This is a genomic window from Pseudomonas sp. BW16M2 (assembly GCF_014268865.1).
Lineage (GTDB): Bacteria > Pseudomonadota > Gammaproteobacteria > Pseudomonadales > Pseudomonadaceae > Aquipseudomonas > Aquipseudomonas peradeniyensis.
The window spans coordinates 215,064-233,978 of sequence record NZ_JABWRI010000006.1; the positions used below are offsets into that span (position 1 = coordinate 215,064).

15 protein-coding genes are annotated in these 18,915 nt (G+C 65.5%); 11 read left to right on the forward strand and 4 right to left on the reverse strand.

Annotated features, from left to right (window positions below; genetic code table 11):
- Window positions 1-5: 5 nt before the first annotated feature.
- On the reverse strand, window positions 6-590 hold the full coding sequence (locus tag HU735_RS08605) for an ACP phosphodiesterase (RefSeq protein ID WP_186713150.1): 585 nt from the start codon (window positions 588-590) through the stop codon (window positions 6-8).
- A 151-nt stretch (window positions 591-741) separates the two neighbouring features.
- Between HU735_RS08605 and HU735_RS08610 the strand changes: the two genes are divergently transcribed.
- Complete coding sequence (locus HU735_RS08610; RefSeq protein WP_023628827.1) at window positions 742-1,044, forward strand: helix-turn-helix transcriptional regulator; 303 nt, start codon at window positions 742-744, stop codon at window positions 1,042-1,044.
- Window positions 1,045-1,068: 24 nt separating this feature from the next.
- On the forward strand, window positions 1,069-2,118 hold the full coding sequence (locus HU735_RS08615) for an alkene reductase (protein ID WP_186713151.1): 1,050 nt from the start codon (window positions 1,069-1,071) through the stop codon (window positions 2,116-2,118).
- Window positions 2,119-2,183: 65 nt separating this feature from the next.
- Here HU735_RS08615 and HU735_RS08620 read toward each other — a convergent pair whose 3' ends face one another.
- The 3 genes from HU735_RS08620 to HU735_RS08630 all read right to left on the reverse strand — a co-directional run bounded on the left by HU735_RS08620 (window position 2,184) and on the right by HU735_RS08630 (window position 5,031).
- The gene (locus HU735_RS08620; protein WP_186713152.1) at window positions 2,184-3,008 is read right to left on the reverse strand and encodes an ATPase; all 825 of its coding nucleotides are present in this window, start codon (window positions 3,006-3,008) and stop codon (window positions 2,184-2,186) included.
- A gap of 87 nt (window positions 3,009-3,095) precedes the next feature.
- Complete coding sequence (locus HU735_RS08625) at window positions 3,096-4,091, reverse strand: NAD(P)-dependent oxidoreductase (protein WP_050703884.1); 996 nt, start codon at window positions 4,089-4,091, stop codon at window positions 3,096-3,098.
- 49 nt (window positions 4,092-4,140) lie between these two features.
- Complete coding sequence (locus tag HU735_RS08630; RefSeq protein ID WP_186713153.1) at window positions 4,141-5,031, reverse strand: LysR family transcriptional regulator ArgP; 891 nt, start codon at window positions 5,029-5,031, stop codon at window positions 4,141-4,143.
- 125 nt (window positions 5,032-5,156) lie between these two features.
- On the opposite strand from HU735_RS08630, the gene HU735_RS08635 reads away from it, so the two are divergent.
- The 9 genes from HU735_RS08635 (at window position 5,157) to HU735_RS08675 (ending at window position 18,751) form a co-directional block, all read left to right on the forward strand.
- Window positions 5,157-5,756: a LysE/ArgO family amino acid transporter gene (locus HU735_RS08635; RefSeq protein WP_186713154.1), complete on the forward strand. Its 600-nt coding sequence runs from the start codon at window positions 5,157-5,159 to the stop codon at window positions 5,754-5,756.
- 350 nt (window positions 5,757-6,106) lie between these two features.
- Complete coding sequence (locus HU735_RS08640; protein WP_050703881.1) at window positions 6,107-6,703, forward strand: Fe-Mn family superoxide dismutase; 597 nt, start codon at window positions 6,107-6,109, stop codon at window positions 6,701-6,703.
- 321 nt (window positions 6,704-7,024) lie between these two features.
- Entirely contained in the window at window positions 7,025-9,076 is a 2,052-nt protein-coding gene (locus HU735_RS08645; protein ID WP_186713155.1) for a GGDEF domain-containing phosphodiesterase, read from the forward strand.
- A 159-nt stretch (window positions 9,077-9,235) separates the two neighbouring features.
- Window positions 9,236-10,573, forward strand: a complete 1,338-nt coding sequence (locus HU735_RS08650; protein WP_050703879.1) for an imelysin family protein — start codon at window positions 9,236-9,238, stop codon at window positions 10,571-10,573.
- A 184-nt stretch (window positions 10,574-10,757) separates the two neighbouring features.
- Complete coding sequence (locus tag HU735_RS08655; protein ID WP_186713156.1) at window positions 10,758-12,179, forward strand: di-heme oxidoredictase family protein; 1,422 nt, start codon at window positions 10,758-10,760, stop codon at window positions 12,177-12,179.
- Window positions 12,180-12,198: 19 nt separating this feature from the next.
- Window positions 12,199-13,263 carry an imelysin family protein gene (locus HU735_RS08660; RefSeq protein ID WP_186713157.1) on the forward strand — a complete coding sequence of 355 codons (1,065 nt, stop codon included), beginning with the start codon at window positions 12,199-12,201 and terminating at the stop codon, window positions 13,261-13,263.
- A gap of 2 nt (window positions 13,264-13,265) precedes the next feature.
- Complete coding sequence (locus tag HU735_RS08665) at window positions 13,266-14,363, forward strand: DUF1513 domain-containing protein (RefSeq protein ID WP_186713158.1); 1,098 nt, start codon at window positions 13,266-13,268, stop codon at window positions 14,361-14,363.
- A gap of 193 nt (window positions 14,364-14,556) precedes the next feature.
- A complete protein-coding gene (locus HU735_RS08670; protein WP_186713159.1) occupies window positions 14,557-15,699 on the forward strand; it encodes an efflux RND transporter periplasmic adaptor subunit in 1,143 nt (380 codons plus the stop codon).
- A gap of 13 nt (window positions 15,700-15,712) precedes the next feature.
- The gene (locus HU735_RS08675; RefSeq protein WP_186713160.1) at window positions 15,713-18,751 is read left to right on the forward strand and encodes a multidrug efflux RND transporter permease subunit; all 3,039 of its coding nucleotides are present in this window, start codon (window positions 15,713-15,715) and stop codon (window positions 18,749-18,751) included.
- Window positions 18,752-18,915: the final 164 nt, after the last annotated feature.

The following is an 18,915-nucleotide window of genomic DNA, read 5'->3' on the forward strand; positions in this document are numbered from 1 at the left end:
TGATGTCAGCTGGACCGGCCTCGTCGCGCTGCCGCAAATGCCTGCAACTGCGGATAGAACTCGCGAAAATCCGCCAGCAGTAGCTCGTACAGACGCTCCAGCTCCCCCATCACCCCATCCATCCCCTCGGGCCGCGACAAGCGCCGGGCAATACCGCCAAACACCTGCTCCAGGGTGGCGAAGTCGCCATAGGCGCCCAGCCAGTCATCCGCCGCCATGAACGGCGCGATCCGCGCCAGCCGGCCCGGCAGCTGCGGCTCGGCCAGCAGCACCTTGTAGAAGTCGCCGGTGAACTGCGCCAGCGGCTGCTCTGCGTACTCCCCCCAGTGCCTGGCCAGGCAATGATCGAAGAACACATCCAGCACGATCCCGGCGAAGCGTCGCCGCTCGCGCGGGAACCGCGCCAGCGCCGCCAGTACCAGCGGGTGGCTGTCGGTGTAGCTGTCGATATGCCGGTGCAGCCGGATCGAAGCCTCCAGCGCCGGCGGAAAACGCCCCTCCAGCGTGCCTTTGACGAAGTCGCCATACAGGCTGCCCAGCAGTTGTTGCGGCGCGGGGCCGCCCAGGTGAAGGTGCGCGAGGTAGTTCATGGCGCCAGTCTAGCACCGCCAGCACCTATATCGTCATGAGCCGATATAGCCAATGACGCTTGCCTCAGAACCCTTTCATATTTGTATATCGCGATGCAGCGATTTATATTTCGCTCCATCGCGATATACCGCTGTACACCACGAGCCAACCATGCCCCTCGATCTCGACGAAATCATAAAAGCCCTGGCCCACCCGGTCCGGCGAGACATCCTCAACTGGCTGAAAGATCCGGCCGCGCAGTTTCCCGAGCAGCACCACAGCACCGAACACGGTGTGTGTGCCGGGCAGATCGACCAACGCTGCGGCCTGTCGCAGTCGACCGTCTCCGCCCACCTGGCCACCCTGCAGCGCGCCGGCCTGATCAGCAGCCAGAAGATCGGCCAATGGCATTTCTTCAAACGCAACGAGGCGACCATCAAGGCGTTCCTCGAGCAAATGAGCCAAGAGCTCTGACCTGATCCACGCGAGGCTTTGCACATGACTACGCTGTTCGACCCGATCACCCTGGGCGACCTGGAACTGCCCAACCGCATCATCATGGCCCCGCTGACCCGCTGCCGCGCCGACGAAGGCCGCGTGCCCAACGCGCTGATGGCCGAGTACTACGTGCAACGCGCCAGCGCCGGCCTGATCCTCAGCGAGGCGACCTCGGTCACGCCGATGGGCGTCGGCTATCCGGACACCCCCGGGATCTGGAACGATCAGCAGGTGCGTGGCTGGCACAACGTGACCAAGGCCATCCATGGCGCCGGCGGGCGGATCTTCCTGCAGTTGTGGCATGTCGGGCGCATCTCCCACCCGTCGTACCTGAACGGCGAGCTGCCGGTGGCCCCCAGCGCGATCCAGCCCAAGGGCCATGTCAGCCTGGTGCGCCCACTGAGCGACTATCCGACCCCACGAGCCCTGGAAACCGAAGAGATCGCCGACATCGTCGAGGCCTACCGCAGCGGCGCCGAGAACGCCAAGGCCGCCGGCTTCGACGGCGTGGAGATCCACGGCGCCAACGGCTACCTACTTGACCAGTTCCTGCAGAGCAGCACCAACCAGCGCACCGACCGCTATGGCGGCTCGTTGGAGAACCGCGCGCGGTTGCTGCTGGAGGTCACCGACGCCGCCATCGAGGTATGGGGCCCGGGCCGCGTGGGCGTGCACCTGGCGCCACGGGCCGATGCCCACGACATGGGCGACGCCGACCGCGCCGAGACTTTCAGCTACGTGGCACGAGAGCTGGGCAAGCGCGGCATCGCCTTCATCTGCTCACGGGAGAAAGAGGCCGACGACAGCATTGGCCCGCTGATCAAGGCGGCGTTCGCTGGCCCGTACATTGTCAACGAGCGCTTCGACAAGGCCAGCGCCAACACGGCCCTGGCCAGCGGCAAGGCCGATGCGGTGGCCTTCGGCATTCCGTTCATCGCCAATCCCGACCTGCCCGCGCGCCTGGCCGCCGACGCGCCGCTCAATGCGCCGCGTCCGGAAACCTTCTATGCCAAGGGGCCCGTGGGCTACATCGACTATCCACGGATGTGAGTGAAACGAACGTAGGGCAGGCCCGTCGTCGTGAGAGCGGGCTTGCCCCGCGATCCCCCAAGGACTCAGGGCCGAGCGTTGATCTGCTGCTGCAGGTTCTGGATCTGGCTCTGCAGGGTGCTGATATTGCGCGTCACCTGCCCGCGGAAGGCATCGAACTCCTGTACCGAGGCACCGCCGGCCGATGTGGCCGGGCGGTTGTCCACCTGGCTCTTGAGCACCAGCACATCCTGCTCCAGGCTCTCGATGGCCGCGCTCGGGTTGCCCTGTTTCTTCAGCGCCGCCACTTCATTGCTCAGGCTCTTGAGCTGACCATCCAGCTTGCCGCCATCCACCTGGCCCGACTTGAGCGCCGCAAGCTCCGCGTTGACCGCCTTGAGCTGCGCCTGCAACTGGCCCTGCAACTCGGTCACCGCCTTCTGCTGTTCGCGGGTGTCGGCCAGCACCTGCTCCAGACGCTTGCCCAGGTCGCCGGCCTGGCCGGCGACGCCTTGTTGCTGCTTGCCCTGCTCGGCCAGCGAGGCCTGCAACTGGCGAATCTGCAGCTTCAACGCCTCGCTGCCGGTGCTGTTGCTGGACTCGCTGGCATCGACCTTGCCGCTGATCGCCTGCAGACGCCCGGCCGCTTCCTCGCTGATGCGGGCAAAGCTCTCCTGGGTCGCCACCAGTTGCTGCTCCATCAGGGTGATCTGCTGGAAGCTCCACCAGCCAAGCCCGCCCAGGGCGATGAACGAGGCGCCGAGCAAGGCCCACAGCGGGCCGTTATTGCGCGGACGTACCGCCTTCTGGCGACTGCGGACCACATGGGCGGGCAGCAGTTCTTCGTCATCGGGGGTGCCGGCACGCAGGGTGGGCACATCGTCAAAATCATCGTGGGCGTCATTACGCATGGGTGCATTCAACCGCGGTGGTAGCAAAGAGACATGAGTATAAACCGCCTGGGCGGCGCACTGATGACCATCATCCCGCCCACAGGTTCAGCGTTGCCCTGCCTGCGCCTGCCACCAGGCACAGAATTCATCCAGCGCGGACCACACATCGGCCTTGGGTCGATAGTCCAGGTACTGCCGGGCGCGACTGATATCGAGGGTGAAATCGGTGCTCATCACTCGTACCGCCGTGCGGCTCAGGGTCGGCTGCGGGCGCCCGGGCCAGAGCAGGCAGGCCGCCTCGTTGAGCGCCGCCAGGCCGTAGGCCAGGCTGGGGGAGCGGTAGCGGGTGACCTGCGGCAGTTGCATGCGACGCATCACGTAGTTGACCACATCCCACAGTGGCAGGGGCTGGCCGTTGCTGATGTTGTAGGCCTGGCCGAGCGCCTGCTCCTCGGCGAACAACGCGCCGAGCAATGCCTCATTGAGGTTGTGCACGCTGGTGAAGTCGACCTTGTTCAGGCCATTGCCGATGATCGCCACGCGCCCCTTGGCCTGCATGCGCATCAGCCGTGGGAAAATGCTCGCGTCGCCGGCGCCGGTGACGAAACGCGGTCGCAGCGCCAGCACTTCCAGGCCGAACTCCTGGGCGCCGAACACTTTCTGCTCGGCCAGGTGCTTGGTCAGCGCGTAATGGTCATGGAAGCGGCGTGGTACCTGGTCCTCGCGGATATCCAGGCGCGAACGGCCAGTGAAGTAGATCGACGGCGACGACAGGTGCACCAGGCGCCGCACATGCTCCTTGATGCAGCCCTCGACCACGTTTTCGGTCAGCACCACATTGCCCTGGTGGAAGTCCTGGTAGCGGCCCCAGGTGCCCACGGCGCCAGCGCAATGCACCACCGCATCCACACCCTGGCACAGGCGCCGGGCCAATTCGGCGTCGCCCAGGTCGCCCGGGATGAACTGCGCCCCGCGCTTGACCAGGTGTTCCACGCCCTCCGCCCGCCGGCCGTTGACCCGCACCTCCAGGCCCTGCTCCAGGGCGAAACGCGCGAAGCGCCCGCCAATGAAGCCGCTCGCGCCGGTGACCAGAATTCGCATGTAAGACTCCGCCTTGCCAGATTTCGGATGCAACTGACGCCCGATGTGCCTACAAGGGCACCAGCCACTGCCGCGCCGAATGGCGCAGATGGTCGGTCAGTTGGGCGAGCAACTGCCCGCCATTGCGCCAATGATGCCAGTACAGCGGCACATCGATGGGAGTATCGGCGCAGATTTCCACCAGCTCGCCACGGGCCAGCTGCTCGGCCACCTGCCGCTCCGGCACCAGCCCCCAGCCCAGGCCAGCCTCGGTCATGCGCAGGAAACCTTCGGACGAGGGACACAGGTGATGCAGGAAACCTTCCTGCACGCCCAGCGACGCCAGGTAGCGATGCTGGAGAAAGTCGTCCGGCCCGAACACGATTGCCGGGGCACGGGCCAGCCGCTCGACTGCGAAACCCTGGGGGAAATAGCGCGCCATGAACGCGGGGCTGGCCAGCGCTCGATAGCGCATCGACCCCAGCGGCAGGCTGCGCGCCCCCGCCACGGGACGTTCGCTGCCGCACAGGCAGGCCGCGACCTCGCCGGCACGCATGCGCTTGAGGCCGACCTCCTGGTCCTCGACCACCAGGTCGAGCAACACCTGCTGCTGCGCGCAGAAGGCCCCCACCGCACCGGCCCACCAGGTCGCCAGGCTGTCGGCGTTGAGGGCGATGCGCAGGCGCTCGGGCATGCCCTCCTCGTCCAGCGCCGGCACCTGTCGTTGCAAGTCGCGTTCGAGCAGGCGCACCTGCTGCACATGGTTGAGCAACTGCCGGCCGACCTCGGTCGGGCTCGGTGGCGTGGCACGCACCAGCACCGGCTGGCCGACCCGCGCTTCGAGCAGCTTGATGCGTTGCGAGATGGCCGACTGCGACAGCCCCAGCACCTGGGCGGCGCGCTCGAAACCGCCTTGTTCGATCACCGCGGCGAGGGCGGCGAGCAGCTTGTAGTCGAACATCGATTTCTCTAATGACTGATCAGCTCTATTTGTTTTTCTTATACCGCTGCAGCCGCCACAATGGCCACATCTTTCTTGTTGATCCGCGCCGATGCCCGCATTGGTGCCCGTGGAGTGTTCCCGCTATGTGGCAAAGCTATCTCAACGGCATGCTGGTGGCCTTCGGCCTGATCATGGCCATCGGCGCGCAGAACGCCTTCGTCCTGGCGCAGAGCCTGCGCCGGGAGCATCACCTGCCGGTGGCGGCGCTGTGCGTGGTCTGCGACGCGCTGCTGGTCGCCGCCGGGGTTTTCGGCCTGGCCACGGTGCTGGCGCACAATCCCACGCTGCTGGCCGTGGCGCGCTGGGGTGGCGCGGTGTTCCTGATCTGGTACGGCGCCAAGGCGCTGCGCAGCGCGTTTTCCAAGCAGAGCCTGCAGCACCAGCAAGGCCAGGGTGTGCGCTCGCGCCGCGCGGTGCTGCTGAGCGCGCTGGCGGTGACCCTGCTCAACCCCCATGTGTACCTGGACACCGTGCTGCTGATCGGCTCCCTCGGTGCCCAGCAGACCGTGCCCGGCGCCTACGTGGCCGGCGCCGCCAGTGCCTCGCTGGTGTGGTTCTCGACCCTGGCGATCGGCGCCGCCTGGCTGGCGCCATGGCTGGCACGCCCGGCGACCTGGCGCATGCTCGACCTGATGGTGGCGGTGATGATGTTCGCGGTGGCGGCGCAGTTGATCTTCAACTGAACCAGAGCGAATACGCACGTCCCTGTAGGAGCGGCCTTGTGCCGCGAAAGAGCCGCAGCGCGGCCCCGGCGACCTTTGCATGCACGCTGAAATCCTGGGGCCGCTACGCAGCCCTATCGCGGCACAAGGCCGCTCCTACAAGGATTGCACATCGCTGGAAGGGTCCGCCTGTCGGCCCCCGCCAACCGCTCTGGAACCTCTATTCCCCACAGATGTTGCGTGGTTAAGCGCCCGGGCCGGTGCTATGATCCAGCCCTTGCGTCGCAAAGGGTACAAACTCGCCGACGCTCATCAGGCCACCCGTGAGGCCTGGCGCAAACCGCAAACAGACCTGAATCAGGAGATCCACCATGGCTTTTGAATTGCCGCCGCTGCCGTATGCCCACGATGCCCTGCAGCCGCACATCTCCAAGGAAACCCTGGAGTTCCACCACGACAAGCACCACAACACCTATGTCGTGAACCTGAACAACCTGGTCCCAGGCACCGAATTCGAAGGCAAGACCCTGGAAGAGATCGTCAAGAGCTCTTCGGGCGGCATCTTCAACAACGCAGCCCAAGTCTGGAACCACACCTTCTACTGGAACTGCCTGTCGCCAAACGGCGGCGGCCAGCCGACCGGCGCCCTGGCCGAGGCCATCACCGCCGCCTTCGGTTCGTTCGACAAGTTCAAGGAAGAGTTCACCAAGACTTCGGTCGGCACCTTCGGTTCCGGCTGGGGCTGGCTGGTGAAGAAGGCCGACGGCTCCCTGGCCCTGGCCAGCACCATCGGCGCCGGCTGCCCGCTGACCAGCGGCGACACCCCGCTGCTGACCTGCGACGTCTGGGAACACGCCTACTACATCGACTACCGCAACCTGCGTCCGAAGTACGTCGAGGCGTTCTGGAACCTGGTCAACTGGACCTTCGTTGCCGAGCAGTTCGAAGGCAAGACCTTCAAGGCCTGATTGTTCGCCTTGAATGCAAAAGACCCGGCCTGAGTGCCGGGTTTTTTGTTGCCTGGCATGACACCGTTGCATTCGGCAACGACATACCTGACAGAAATGTTTGCAACCGATCCGCGCGCTCTTGCTCAGACCGCATAGCGCGCTAACATCAACCTTCTGGAAAGTTGACGCAGCGCACTCAAGTCGCATGACCGTTCGACCGATACAGAGCCAAGGGCAATTCCGTCGACGGACGGGTTGCCTGCCGGGGTATCAGGTCGATAGTCTCCCGCCATGGTTGATGGCAAAATAATGGCATGCGCATGGATTAAGGAAACCCCATTGAAGCTGGAATTTCGAAACAGCTTATCGGTCAAGCTGCTGAGGGTCGTACTGCTCTCGGCGCTGGCTGTCGGCGTCGTACTCAGCTGTGCGCAGATCGTCTATGACGCCTACAAGACCCGCCAGTCCGTGAACAACGATGCCCAGCGCATCCTCGACATGTTCCGCGACCCATCGACCCAGGCGGTGTACAGCCTCGACCGGGAAATGGGCATGCAGGTGATGGAGGGCCTGTTCCAGGACGAGTCGGTGCGCATGGCCTCCATCGGCCACCCCAACGAAACCATGCTGGCGGAAAAATCCCGGCCGCTACAGGACATGTCCATGCGCTGGCTGACCGACCTGATCCTCGACCAGGAGCGTACCTACACCACGCAGCTGGTCGGTCGCGGCCCGTACAGCGAGTATTACGGCGACCTGAGCATCACCCTCGACACCTCCTCCTACGGCGAGGACTTCCTGATCAACGCCGTGATCATCTTCATCTCCGGCGTGCTCAGGGCACTGGCCATGGGCCTGGTGCTGTACCTGGTGTACCACTGGCTGCTGACCAAGCCACTGTCGAAGATCATCGACCACCTGACCCAGATAAACCCAGACCGCCCCAGCCAGCACCAGATTCCGCAGCTCAAGGGCCACGAGCGCAACGAGCTGGGTCTCTGGGTCAACACCGCCAACCAGCTGCTGGCCTCCATCGAACGCAACACCCACCTGCGCCACGAGGCCGAGAACAGCCTGCAGCGCATGGCCCAGTACGACTTCCTCACCGGCCTGCCCAACCGCCAGCAGTTGCAGCAACAACTGGACAAGATCCTCGACGACGGTGGCCGCCTGCAACGCCGCGTCGCGGTCTTGTGCGTGGGCCTGGACGATTTCAAGGGCATCAACGAGCAGTTCAGCTATCAGGTCGGCGACCAGTTGCTGCTGGCCCTGGCCGACCGCCTGCGCGCCCACAGCGGCCGCCTCGGCGCCCTGGCCCGGCTGGGCGGCGATCAGTTCGCCCTGGTCCAGGCCAACATCGAACAGCCCTACGAAGCCGCCGAACTGGCCCAGAGCATCCTCGACGATCTCGAGGCGCCCTTCGACCTCGACCACCAGCAGATTCGCCTGCGCGCCACCATCGGCATCACCCTGTTCCCCGAGGATGGTGACAGCACCGAAAAGCTGCTGCAGAAGGCCGAGCAGACCATGACCCTGGCCAAGGCCCGCTCGCGCAACCGCTACCAGTTCTACATCGCCAGCGTCGACAGCGAGATGCGCCGCCGCCGCGAGCTGGAGAAAGACCTGCGCGAAGCCCTGCCACGCAACCAGCTGTACCTGGTGTACCAACCGCAGATCAGCTACCGCGACCACCGCGTGGTCGGCGTCGAGGCGCTGCTGCGCTGGCAGCACCCGGAGCTGGGCATGGTCCCGCCCGACCAGTTCATCCCCCTGGCCGAGCAGAACGGCAGCATCATCAGCATCGGCGAATGGGTGCTCGACCAGGCCTGCCGGCAACTGCGCGAATGGCATGACCAGGGCTTCAGCGAGCTGCGCATGGCAGTCAACCTGTCCACCGTGCAACTGCACCACAACGAGCTGCCGCGGGTGGTCAACAACCTGCTGCAGGCCTACCGCCTGCCGCCGCGCAGCCTGGAGCTGGAAGTCACCGAGACCGGCCTGATGGAAGACATCAGCACCGCCGCCCAGCACCTGCTGAGCCTGCGCCGCTCAGGCGCCTTGATCGCCATCGACGACTTCGGCACCGGCTATTCCTCGCTCAGCTACCTGAAATCGCTGCCGCTGGACAAGATCAAGATCGACAAGAGCTTCGTCCAGGACCTGCTCGACGATGACGACGACGCCACCATCGTTCGCGCCATCATCCAGTTGGGCAAGAGCCTGGGCATGCAGGTGATCGCCGAAGGCGTCGAGACCGCCGAGCAGGAGAGCTACATCATCGCCCAGGGCTGCCACGAGGGTCAGGGCTACCACTACAGCAAGCCGTTGTCCGCGCGCGAACTGACCAGTTTCCTCAAGCAGGCGCAACGCAACCAGGTTTCCGCCCTGTAAGCCCCGCCGATCTTGGCGATGCACCGCGAACGGGCGTTTGCATGAAATGCGCGCCCGACTCTTTACAGCAAATGCAAATCTTTCGCATGATGTGGCGGTTTCGCGTGCCACGGCGCACGGTCCACCCTTGGTCCAACCACACGACGCAGGAAACCAACAATGATTCGAATGCCTCTGGCCTCCGCCAGTCTGCTGGCCATCGCCATCGCTCTCGCCGGTTGCGGCGAAGGCAAGGACGACAAGGCCGCCGCACCGCAAGCCCAGGCACCTGCCGCCGCCAGCACCACCGCCGCGGCGCCGGGGGCTGTCGATGAAGCGGCCGCCAAGGCCGTGGTCAAGCACTACGCCGACATGGTCCATGCCGTGTACAGCGACTCGCTGAGCACCGCCAAGCAACTGCAGACCGCCGTCGACGCGTTCCTGGCCAAGCCCAACGACCAGACCCTGAAGGCCGCGCGTGACGCCTGGGTCGCCTCGCGCGTGCCGTACCTGCAGAGCGAAGTGTTCCGCTTCGGCAACACCATCATCGACGACTGGGAAGGCCAGGTGAACGCCTGGCCCCTGGACGAAGGCCTGATCGACTACGTCGACAAGAGCTACGAGCACGCCCTGGGCAACCCGGCGGCCAACGCCAACATCATCGCCAACACCGAGATCCAGGTTGGCGAAGACAAGATCGACGTCAAGGACATCACCCCCGAGAAGCTCGCCACCCTCAACGAGCTGGGCGGCTCGGAGGCCAACGTCGCCACCGGCTACCACGCCATCGAGTTCCTGCTCTGGGGCCAGGACCTCAATGGCACCGGCCCGGGCGCGGGCAACCGTCCGGCTTCCGACTACCTGGAGGGCAAGGGCGCCACGGGCGGCCACAACGACCGTCGTCGTGCCTACCTGAAAGCGGTCACCGACCTGCTGGTCAAGGACCTCGAAGAGATGGTCGGCAACTGGGCGCCGAACGTCGCCGACAACTACCGCGCCACCCTCGAAGGCGAGCCAGCCAACGACGGCCTGCGCAAGATGCTGTTCGGCATGGGCAGCCTGTCCCTTGGTGAACTGGCCGGCGAGCGCATGAAGGTCTCGCTGGAAGCCAACTCGCCGGAAGACGAGCACGATTGCTTCAGCGACAACACCCACTACTCGCACTTCTACGACGCCAAGGGCATCCGCAACGTCTACCTGGGCGAGTACACCCGTGTCGACGGCACCAAGCTGAGCGGCCCGAGCCTGTCGTCGCTGGTGGCCAAGGCCGACCCGGCCACCGACGCCACCCTCAAGGCCGACCTGGAAGCCACCGAGGCCAAGATCCAGGTGATCGTCGACCACGCCCTCAAGGGCGAGCACTACGACCAGCTGATCGCCGCCGACAACGCCGCCGGCAACCAGATCGTGCGTGACGCCATCGCCTCGCTGGTCAAGCAGACCGGCGCGATCGAGCAGGCCGCGGGCAAGCTGGGCATCGACAACCTGAACCCGGATACCGCCGATCACGAGTTCTGATCAGCGTCGCGGTTCAGCAGAGGCGGCCTTCGGGCCGCCTTTTTTGTTTTTCAGCAACACCACCGCTCCTACCGATAGGCCAACTGACACCGATTTCATCCAGCAATTGCAAATTGCTCTTATTCAATCCCCCCCGGCCTGATAAGCTTGCACGCCGGTTTTTCGCCCATGCCCAGGATCCTCGATGTCCTTGCTCCGCCTAAGCCCCCTGCTGCTGGCCCTCGCCCTCGCCGCCTGTGACGACGCTCCGCGTTTCACCCAGGCCGAGCCCGGCGAAGCCCTCTCCGGCGGCAAGGCGACGGTGCAACGCAGCGACCGCAACGCCTATTCACTGCCCTCGGCCAACCTCACCCCCGAGCGGCGCCTGGATTTCGCCGTGGGCAACAGCTTCTTTCGCAACCCCTGGGTGATCGCCCCCTCCACCACCACCGCCCGCGATGGCCTCGGCCCGTTGTTCAACACCAACGCCTGCCAGAACTGCCACGTGCGCGACGGTCGCGGCCATCCGCCGGAGCCGGACGACAGCAACGCGGTGTCGATGCTGGTGCGCCTGTCGATCCCCGACCAGCCCTACTACGCCCGCGAGATCGAGCGCCTGGGCGTGGTCCCCGAACCGGTCTACGGCACCCAGCTGCAGGACATGGCCATCCCCGGCGTGGCCCCGGAAGGCAAGGTACGGGTGAGTTACGACAACCACAGCGTCACCTTCAAGGACGGCCACCAGGTCGAACTGCGCCGCCCGACCCTGCAGATCACCCAGCTCGGCTACGGCCCGCTGCACCCGGACACCCGTTTCTCGGCCCGGGTCGCCCCGCCGATGATCGGCCTGGGCCTGCTCGAAGCCATCCCCGAGGCCGACCTGCTGGCCAACGAAGACCCGGACGACCTCAACCGCGACGGTATTCGCGGCCGCGCCAACCGGGTCTGGGACGACGCCCAGGGCAAGACCGTGATCGGCCGCTTCGGCTGGAAGGCCGGGCAGCCCAACGTCAACCAGCAGAACGTGCACGCCTTCGCCGGCGACATGGGCCTGACCACCACCCTGCTGCCAAAGGACGACTGCACCGCGGCGCAGGTCGATTGCCTGGCCGCGCCCAACGGCGACGGTCAGGGTGGCGAGAAGGAAGTCAGCGACAACATCCTGCGCCTGGTCACCTTCTACACCCGCAACCTCGCCGTGCCGGCCCGGCGCAACGTCGATGCGCCGCAGGTGCTGGCGGGCAAGAACCTGTTCTACCAGGCCGGCTGCCAGGGCTGCCACACCCCGCAGTTCACCACCGCCGCCGATGCGCCCGAGCCGGAACTGGCCGGCCAGGTGATCCGCCCCTACAGCGACCTGCTGCTGCACGACATGGGCCCGGGCCTGAGCGACGAGCGCACCGAGTTCGCCGCCAATGGCCAGGACTGGCGCACCCCGCCACTGTGGGGCATCGGCCTGAGCGAAACCGTCAGCGGCCACAGCCAGTTCCTCCACGACGGCCGCGCCCGCAACCTGCTCGAAGCCGTGCTCTGGCACGGTGGCGAGGCCCAGGCGGCGCGCGATCACGTACTGACCTTCAATGCCGAGCAGCGCGCCGCGCTGCTGGCGTTCCTGAATTCACTTTAAACCGCACAAGGAGCCGGGCATGTTCCGACCCAAACTGTTGTTCACCAGCCTCGCCGCACTCGCCCTCGGCGCCTGCTCGCCGCAAGATCCGCAGGCAGTGACCTCCGCGGCCATCGCCAAGCAGGTGATCCTGCCGACCTACAGCCGCTGGGTCGAAGCCGACCGGCAGCTGGCCGCCAGCGCCCTGGCCTACTGCGAAGGCAAACAGTCCCTGGAGACCGCCCGCGCCGACTTCCTCAACGCGCAGAAGGCCTGGGCCGAGCTGCAGCCGTTGCTGGTCGGCCCGCTGGCCGAGGGCAATCGCCCGTGGCAGGTGCAGTTCTGGCCCGACAAGAAGAACCTGGTCGGCCGCCAGGTCGAGCAGCTGGTCAACGGCGAGCAGGCGGTCACCGCCGAGTCACTGGGCAAGGCCAGCGTCGTGGTGCGTGGCCTGTCGGCCTACGAATACATCCTGTTCGACAGCAAGCCGGACATCGCCAGCGCCGAGCAGAAGGCCCGCTACTGCCCGTTGCTGGTGGCCATCGGCGAACACCAGAAGGCCCTGGCCGAGGAGATCCTCAAGGGCTGGAACAGCACCGACGGCATGCTGTCGCAGATGACCAAGTTCCCCAACCAGCGCTACGCCGACTCCCACGAGGCGATCGCCGACCTGCTGCGGGCCCAGGTCACCGCCCTGGACACCCTGAAGAAGAAACTCGGCGCGCCGATGGGCCGGCAGAGCAAGGGAATCGCGCAGCCGCTGCAGGCCGAGGCCTGGCGCAGCCACTCGTCGATCAAGAGCCTGGAAGCCTCGCTCAAGGCCGCCCAGACCGTTTGGATCGGGGTCGACAACCAGGGCCTGCGCGGCCTGCTGGGCAAGGATCAGGCGGCACTGGCGCAAAAGATCGACGACGCCTACGCTGCGGCGATCAAGCTGCTGGCCGACAACCAGAAGACCCTGGGCGAGCTGCTGGCCGACGACGCCGGCAAGCAGACCCTCAACCAGATCTACGACGCGCTCAACGTCGTCCACCGCCTGCACGAAGGCGAGCTGGCCAAGGCGTTGAACATCCAGCTGGGCTTCAATGCCAACGACGGTGACTGATCATGCTGCGACGCCAGGCCCTGAAACTCGGTAGCGTGTTGCTCAGCGCCCTGACCCTGGGCGGCTGGAGCCTGTTCCGCGGCAAGGGCAGCGAACCCTTGCTGCTGTCGGCGCGCGACGATGGCGACGGCAAGCACTACGCCGTGGGCTTTCGCCTGGACGGCACCCAGGTGTTCAGCACCCAGGTGGCCCAGCGTTGCCATGCGATCATCAACCACCCGACGCTGCCGATCGCCTTGTTCGTCGCGCGCCGGCCCGGCACCGAGAGCTACCTGGTCGACCTGCGCGACGGCCGGCTGCTGCAGACCCTCGCCTCGCAAGCGCAGCGGCACTTCTACGGCCATGCGGTGATCCACAAGGACGGCGAGTGGCTGTACACCACCGAGAACGACACCAGCGACCCTGGTCGTGGCGTACTGGGCGTCTATCGGTTCGAAGGCGAACGCCTGGTGCACAGCGGCGAGCTTTCCACCCACGGCATCGGTCCTCATGAGGTGGCCTGGCTGCCCGATGGCGAGACCCTGGTGGTGGCCAACGGCGGTATCCGCACCGAGGCCGAGAGCCGGGTGGAGATGAACCTCGACGCCATGGAGCCGAGCCTGGTGCTGATGCAGCGCGACGGCACCCTGCTGAGCAAGGAGACCCTGGCCCAGCAGATGAACAGCGTGCGCCACCTGGCGGTGGGCGACGATGGCACCATCGCCGCCTGCCAGCAGTTCATGGGTGGCTCGGAAGAGACCGCCGAGCTGCTGGCGATCAAGCGTCCGGGCGAGCCGTTCAAAGCCTTCCCGGTGCCGGAGCGCCAGCTGCAGTCGATGGCCCAGTACACCGCCAGCGTCGCGATTCACAGCGACCTGCGCCTGGTGGCCTTGACCGCGCCACGGGCCAATCGCCTGTTCATCTGGGACCTGGACAGCGGCGCGGTGAAGCTCGACGCGCCGATGCCCGATTGCGCCGGGGTCGGGGCAGTGAAGGATGGCTTCGTCGTTACCTCCGGGCAAGGGCGTTGCCGATTCTACGATTGCCGCAAGGCGGAGCTGATCGGCCAGCCGATGAACCTGCCTTCGGGCTTCTGGGACAATCACCTGCATCTGGTCTGATTTGTCGTAAAAGCTATCGCGGGGCAAGCCCGCTCCCACGACGTGGGAGCGGGCTTGCCCCGCGATTTGGCCGGCACAAGTTTATCCCTCCCCTTTTCGCAAAAACCGACAATACTTTCCCCCACCGCACGTGGGCCGGATCGCCCGTGGTCGTGCCCAGTGAATAACAAACCCACATCCAGGGAACCGGACCATGTTGCGCCGCCGCATGCTGATCATGTTGGCCGTCGTCCTGCTGATCGTGTTGATCCTGGGGGGCATCAAGGCCTTTTCCATCTACCAGCAGGTGCAGATGTTCTCGCAGCCCCGGCCGCCGGTGAGCGTGGCAGCGGCCCAGGCCGAGCTGCGCCAGTGGCAGGAGCGCCTGCCGGCGGTCGGTAGCCTCAAGGCCTATCAAGGCGTGGAGCTGAGCCTGGAAGTCGCCGGCACGGTGAAGTCGCTGCACTTCGAGTCCGGGCAACAGGTGAAGGCCGGCCAGTTGTTGCTGCAACTGGACAGCGACCAGGAGACCGCCCTGCTCGGCACCGCCCAGGCCGACCTGGGGCTGGCCAAGGTCGACTTCGGTCGGGGCAGCCAGCTGGTCGGTGATTCAGCCATCTCCCGCGGCGAGTTCGACCGCCTCACCACCCAGTACCGGCGCAACCAGGCGGTGGTCGAACAGCTCAAGGCCTCGCTGGCGAAAAAGAGCATCAGTGCCCCGTTCAGCGGCACCATCGGCATCCGCCAGGTGGACGTCGGCGCCTACCTGGCCAGCGGCACGGTGATCGCCACCCTGCAGGACCTGTCCAGCCTCTACGTCGATTTCAATGTGCCCGAGCAGGCGCTGCCGCACCTGAGCCTCGGCCAGCGGGTGCTGGCACAGGTGGCCGCCTACCCCGAGCAGACCTTCCCCGCCAGCCTCAGCGCGATTAACCCCAAGGTCGAGGAAAGCACCCGCAACCTGCTGGTCCGCGCCACCCTGGCCAACCCCGAAGGCAAGCTGCTGCCGGGCATGTTCGCCAGCCTGCAAGTGCTGTTGCCCGACCCGCAGCCGCAGGTGGTGGTGCCAGAGAACGCCATCACCTACACCCTCTACGGCAACTCGGTGTACCGGGTCAGCGAGAAAAAGGGCGAGGACGGCCAGGCCCAGCGTGACGCCAACGGCCAGCCGCAGCTGATCGCCGAGCAGCTCACCGTGCAGACCGGCGAGCGCCGCGAGGGCTGGGTCGTGGTGCTCAAAGGGCTGCAGGCCGGCGATCAGGTGGTCACCGCCGGCCAGCTCAAGCTGACCCCCGGCGCGGCGATCCGCATCAGCGCCGACACCGCACTCAAGCCCGCCGCGCCCGGCGCGAAGTGAACGGGAGGCGGCCATGGCGTTCACCGACCCGTTCATCCGCCGCCCGGTGTTGGCTTGCGTGGTCAGCCTGCTGATCCTGCTGCTCGGCCTGCAGGCCTGGAGCAAGCTGCAGATCCGCCAGTACCCGCAGATGGAAAACGCCCTGATCACCGTGACCACCGCCTACCCCGGGGCCAATGCCGAGACTATCCAGGGCTACATCACCCAGCCCTTGCAGCAGAGCCTGGCCAGCGCCGACGGCATCGACTACATGACCTCGGTGAGCCGGCAGAACTTCTCGATCATTTCGGTCTACGCGCGAATCGGCGCCGACACCGACCGCCTGTTCACCCAGTTGCTGGCCAAGGCCAACGAGGTGCGCAACAAGCTGCCCCAGGACTCCGAGGACCCGGTGCTGAGCAAGGAGGCCGCCGATGCCTCGGCGCTGATGTACATCAGCTTCTACAGCAACGAGATGAGCAACCCGCAGATCACCGACTACCTGTCCCGGGTCATCCAGCCCAAGCTGGCCACCCTGCCGGGCATGGCCGAGGCCGAGATCCTCGGCAACCAGGTGTTCGCCATGCGCATCTGGATCGACCCGGTGAAGCTGGCCGGCTTCGGCCTGTCGGCGGTGGACGTGACCAACGCCGTGCGCCGCTACAACTTCCTTTCCGCCGCCGGTGAGGTGAAGGGCGAGTACGTGGTCACCAGCATCAACGCCACCACCGAGCTGAAATCCGCCGAGGCCTTCGCCGCCCTGCCGGTCAAGACCAGCGGCGACAGCCGGGTGTTGCTGGGCGACGTGGCACGAGTGGAAATGGGCGCGGAAAACTATGACACGGTCAGTTCGTTCGACGGCACGCCATCGGTGTACATCGGCATCAAGGCGACGCCTGCGGCCAACCCGCTGGAGGTGATCAAGGAAGTGCGACGGATCATGCCGCAGCTGGAAGAGGAACTGCCTTCGAGCCTCAAGGTGTCCATCGCCTACGACGCCACCCTGTTCATCCAGGCGTCCATCGACGAGGTGATCAAGACCCTCGGCGAAGCAGTGCTGATCGTCATTGTCGTGGTGTTCCTGTTCCTCGGCGCCCTGCGCTCGGTGGTGATCCCGGTGGTGACCATCCCGCTGTCGATGATCGGCGTGCTGTTCTTCATGCAGATGATGGGCTACTCGCTGAACCTGCTGACGCTGCTGGCCATGGTGCTGGCCATCGGCCTGGTGGTGGACGACGCGATCGTGGTGGTGGAAAACATCCACCGTCATATCGAGGAGGGCAAGACGCCCTTCGACGCGGCCCTGGAAGGTGCCCGCGAGATCGCCCTGCCGGTGGTGTCGATGACCATCACCCTGGCCGCGGTGTACGCGCCCATCGGCTTTCTCACCGGGCTGACCGGTGCCTTGTTCAAGGAGTTCGCCCTGACCCTGGCCGGAGCGGTGGTCATTTCCGGCATCGTCGCCCTCACCCTGTCACCGATGATGTGCGCCCTGCTGTTGCGCCACGAGCAGAATCCCAGTGGCCTGGCCCACCGCCTGGACCTGATCTTCGACGCGCTCAAGGTGCGCTACCAGCGCCTGCTGCACGGCACCCTGAACAGCCGCCCGGTGGTGCTGGTGTTCGCCGTGCTGATCCTGTGCCTGATTCCGGTCTTGCTGATGTTCACCCGCAACGAACTGGCGCCGGAGGAGGACCAGGGGGTGATCTTCATGATGAGCAGCTCGCCGCAGACCGCCAACCTGGACTACCTCAATGCCTACACCGACCAGTTCACACCGATCTTCAAGCGCTTCCCCGAGTACTACTCGTCGTTCCAGATCAACGGTTTCAACGGCGTGCAGAGCGGGATCGGCGGCTTCCTGCTCAAGCCCTGGAACGAGCGCGAGCGCACGCAGATGCAGTTGTTGCCGCTGGTGCAGGCCGAGCTTGAGCAGATCGGCGGTCTGCAGATCTTCGGCTTCAACCTGCCGTCGCTGCCCGGCACCGGCGAGGGCCTGCCGTTCCAGCTGGTGATCAACACCGCCGGTGACTACCCGGCCCTGTTGGAGGTGGCCCAGCGGGTCAAGGAGCGCGCCCAGGCGTCGGGCAAGTTCGCCTTCCTCGACATCGACCTGGCCTTCGACAAGCCCGAGGTGGTGATCGACATCGACCGTGCCAAGGCGGCGCAGATGGGGGTGTCGATGGACACCCTGGGCAGCACCCTGGCGACCTTGCTGGGCGAGGCCGAGATCAACCGCTTCACCCTGGAGGGCCGCAGCTACAAGGTCATCGCCCAGGTCGAGCGCCCGTACCGGGCCACCCCTGGCTGGCTGAACAACTACTACGTGAAGAACGAGCAGGGCCAGTTGCTGCCGCTCGCGACGCTGATCACCCTCAGCGACCGTGCCCGGCCGCGCCAGCTCAACCAGTTCCAGCAGTTGAACTCGGCGATCATCCAGGGGGTGCCGCTGGTGAGCATGGGCGAGGCCCTGGAAACCGTGCGCGCCATCGCTCGCGAGGAGGCGCCCGAGGGGTTCTCGCTGGACTATGCCGGGACGGCGCGCCAGTTCGTCCAGGAGGGCAGCGCGTTGTGGGTGACCTTCGGCCTGGCGCTGGCGATCATCTTCCTGGTGCTGGCGGCGCAGTTCGAGAGTTTTCGGGATCCACTGGTGATTCTGGTGACGGTGCCGTTGTCGATCTGCGGGGCGTTGTTGCCGTTGTTCCTGGGGGTATCGAGCATGAACATCTATACCCAGGTGGGGTTGGTGACCCTGATCGGGCTGATCACCAAGCATGGGATTCTGATTGTCGAGTTTGCCAATCAGCTACGGGATGAGCGGGGGCTTGGGGTACGGGAGGCGATCGAGGAAGCTGCCGCGATTCGCCTGCGGCCGGTGCTGATGACCACGGCGGCCATGGTGTTTGGCATGGTGCCCTTGATTTTGGCCTCTGGGGCCGGGGCGGTCAGTCGGTTTGATATCGGGATGGTGATTGCTACCGGGATGTCGGTTGGGACGTTGTTTACGTTGTTTGTTTTGCCTTGTATTTATAGTGTTTTGGCGCATAAGGGAGAGGTTGCTGTTCGTGGGTGATTGTTTTTGGTTTTGTATGCGCATTCATTGGCGATGGTGACGCATAGTCACCTTTCCGCCCTTACGGCGGGTCCCTTTTTGAAGGATCTGTAGAGACCGGACACATCGCTGACACATGTGCGCAGACATGGTTGACACATTATGGTCCGTAATCAGGTTTGTTC

Bases quoted from the DNA above. Each gene is read 5' to 3' on its own strand.
- HU735_RS08615 (WP_186713151.1), top strand. From the start codon at position 1,069: ATGACTACGCTGTTCGACCCGATCACCCTGGGCGACCTGGAACTGCCC.
- HU735_RS08605 (WP_186713150.1), bottom strand. From the start codon at position 590: ATGAACTACCTCGCGCACCTTCACCTGGGCGGCCCCGCGCCGCAACAA.
- HU735_RS08670 (WP_186713159.1), top strand. From the start codon at position 14,557: ATGTTGCGCCGCCGCATGCTGATCATGTTGGCCGTCGTCCTGCTGATC.
- HU735_RS08610 (WP_023628827.1), top strand. From the start codon at position 742: ATGCCCCTCGATCTCGACGAAATCATAAAAGCCCTGGCCCACCCGGTC.
- HU735_RS08635 (WP_186713154.1), top strand. From the start codon at position 5,157: ATGTGGCAAAGCTATCTCAACGGCATGCTGGTGGCCTTCGGCCTGATC.
- HU735_RS08655 (WP_186713156.1), top strand. From the start codon at position 10,758: ATGTCCTTGCTCCGCCTAAGCCCCCTGCTGCTGGCCCTCGCCCTCGCC.
- HU735_RS08660 (WP_186713157.1), top strand. From the start codon at position 12,199: ATGTTCCGACCCAAACTGTTGTTCACCAGCCTCGCCGCACTCGCCCTC.
- HU735_RS08640 (WP_050703881.1), top strand. From the start codon at position 6,107: ATGGCTTTTGAATTGCCGCCGCTGCCGTATGCCCACGATGCCCTGCAG.
- HU735_RS08650 (WP_050703879.1), top strand. From the start codon at position 9,236: ATGATTCGAATGCCTCTGGCCTCCGCCAGTCTGCTGGCCATCGCCATC.
- HU735_RS08665 (WP_186713158.1), top strand. From the start codon at position 13,266: ATGCTGCGACGCCAGGCCCTGAAACTCGGTAGCGTGTTGCTCAGCGCC.
- HU735_RS08620 (WP_186713152.1), bottom strand. From the start codon at position 3,008: ATGCGTAATGACGCCCACGATGATTTTGACGATGTGCCCACCCTGCGT.
- HU735_RS08675 (WP_186713160.1), top strand. From the start codon at position 15,713: ATGGCGTTCACCGACCCGTTCATCCGCCGCCCGGTGTTGGCTTGCGTG.
- HU735_RS08630 (WP_186713153.1), bottom strand. From the start codon at position 5,031: ATGTTCGACTACAAGCTGCTCGCCGCCCTCGCCGCGGTGATCGAACAA.
- HU735_RS08625 (WP_050703884.1), bottom strand. From the start codon at position 4,091: ATGCGAATTCTGGTCACCGGCGCGAGCGGCTTCATTGGCGGGCGCTTC.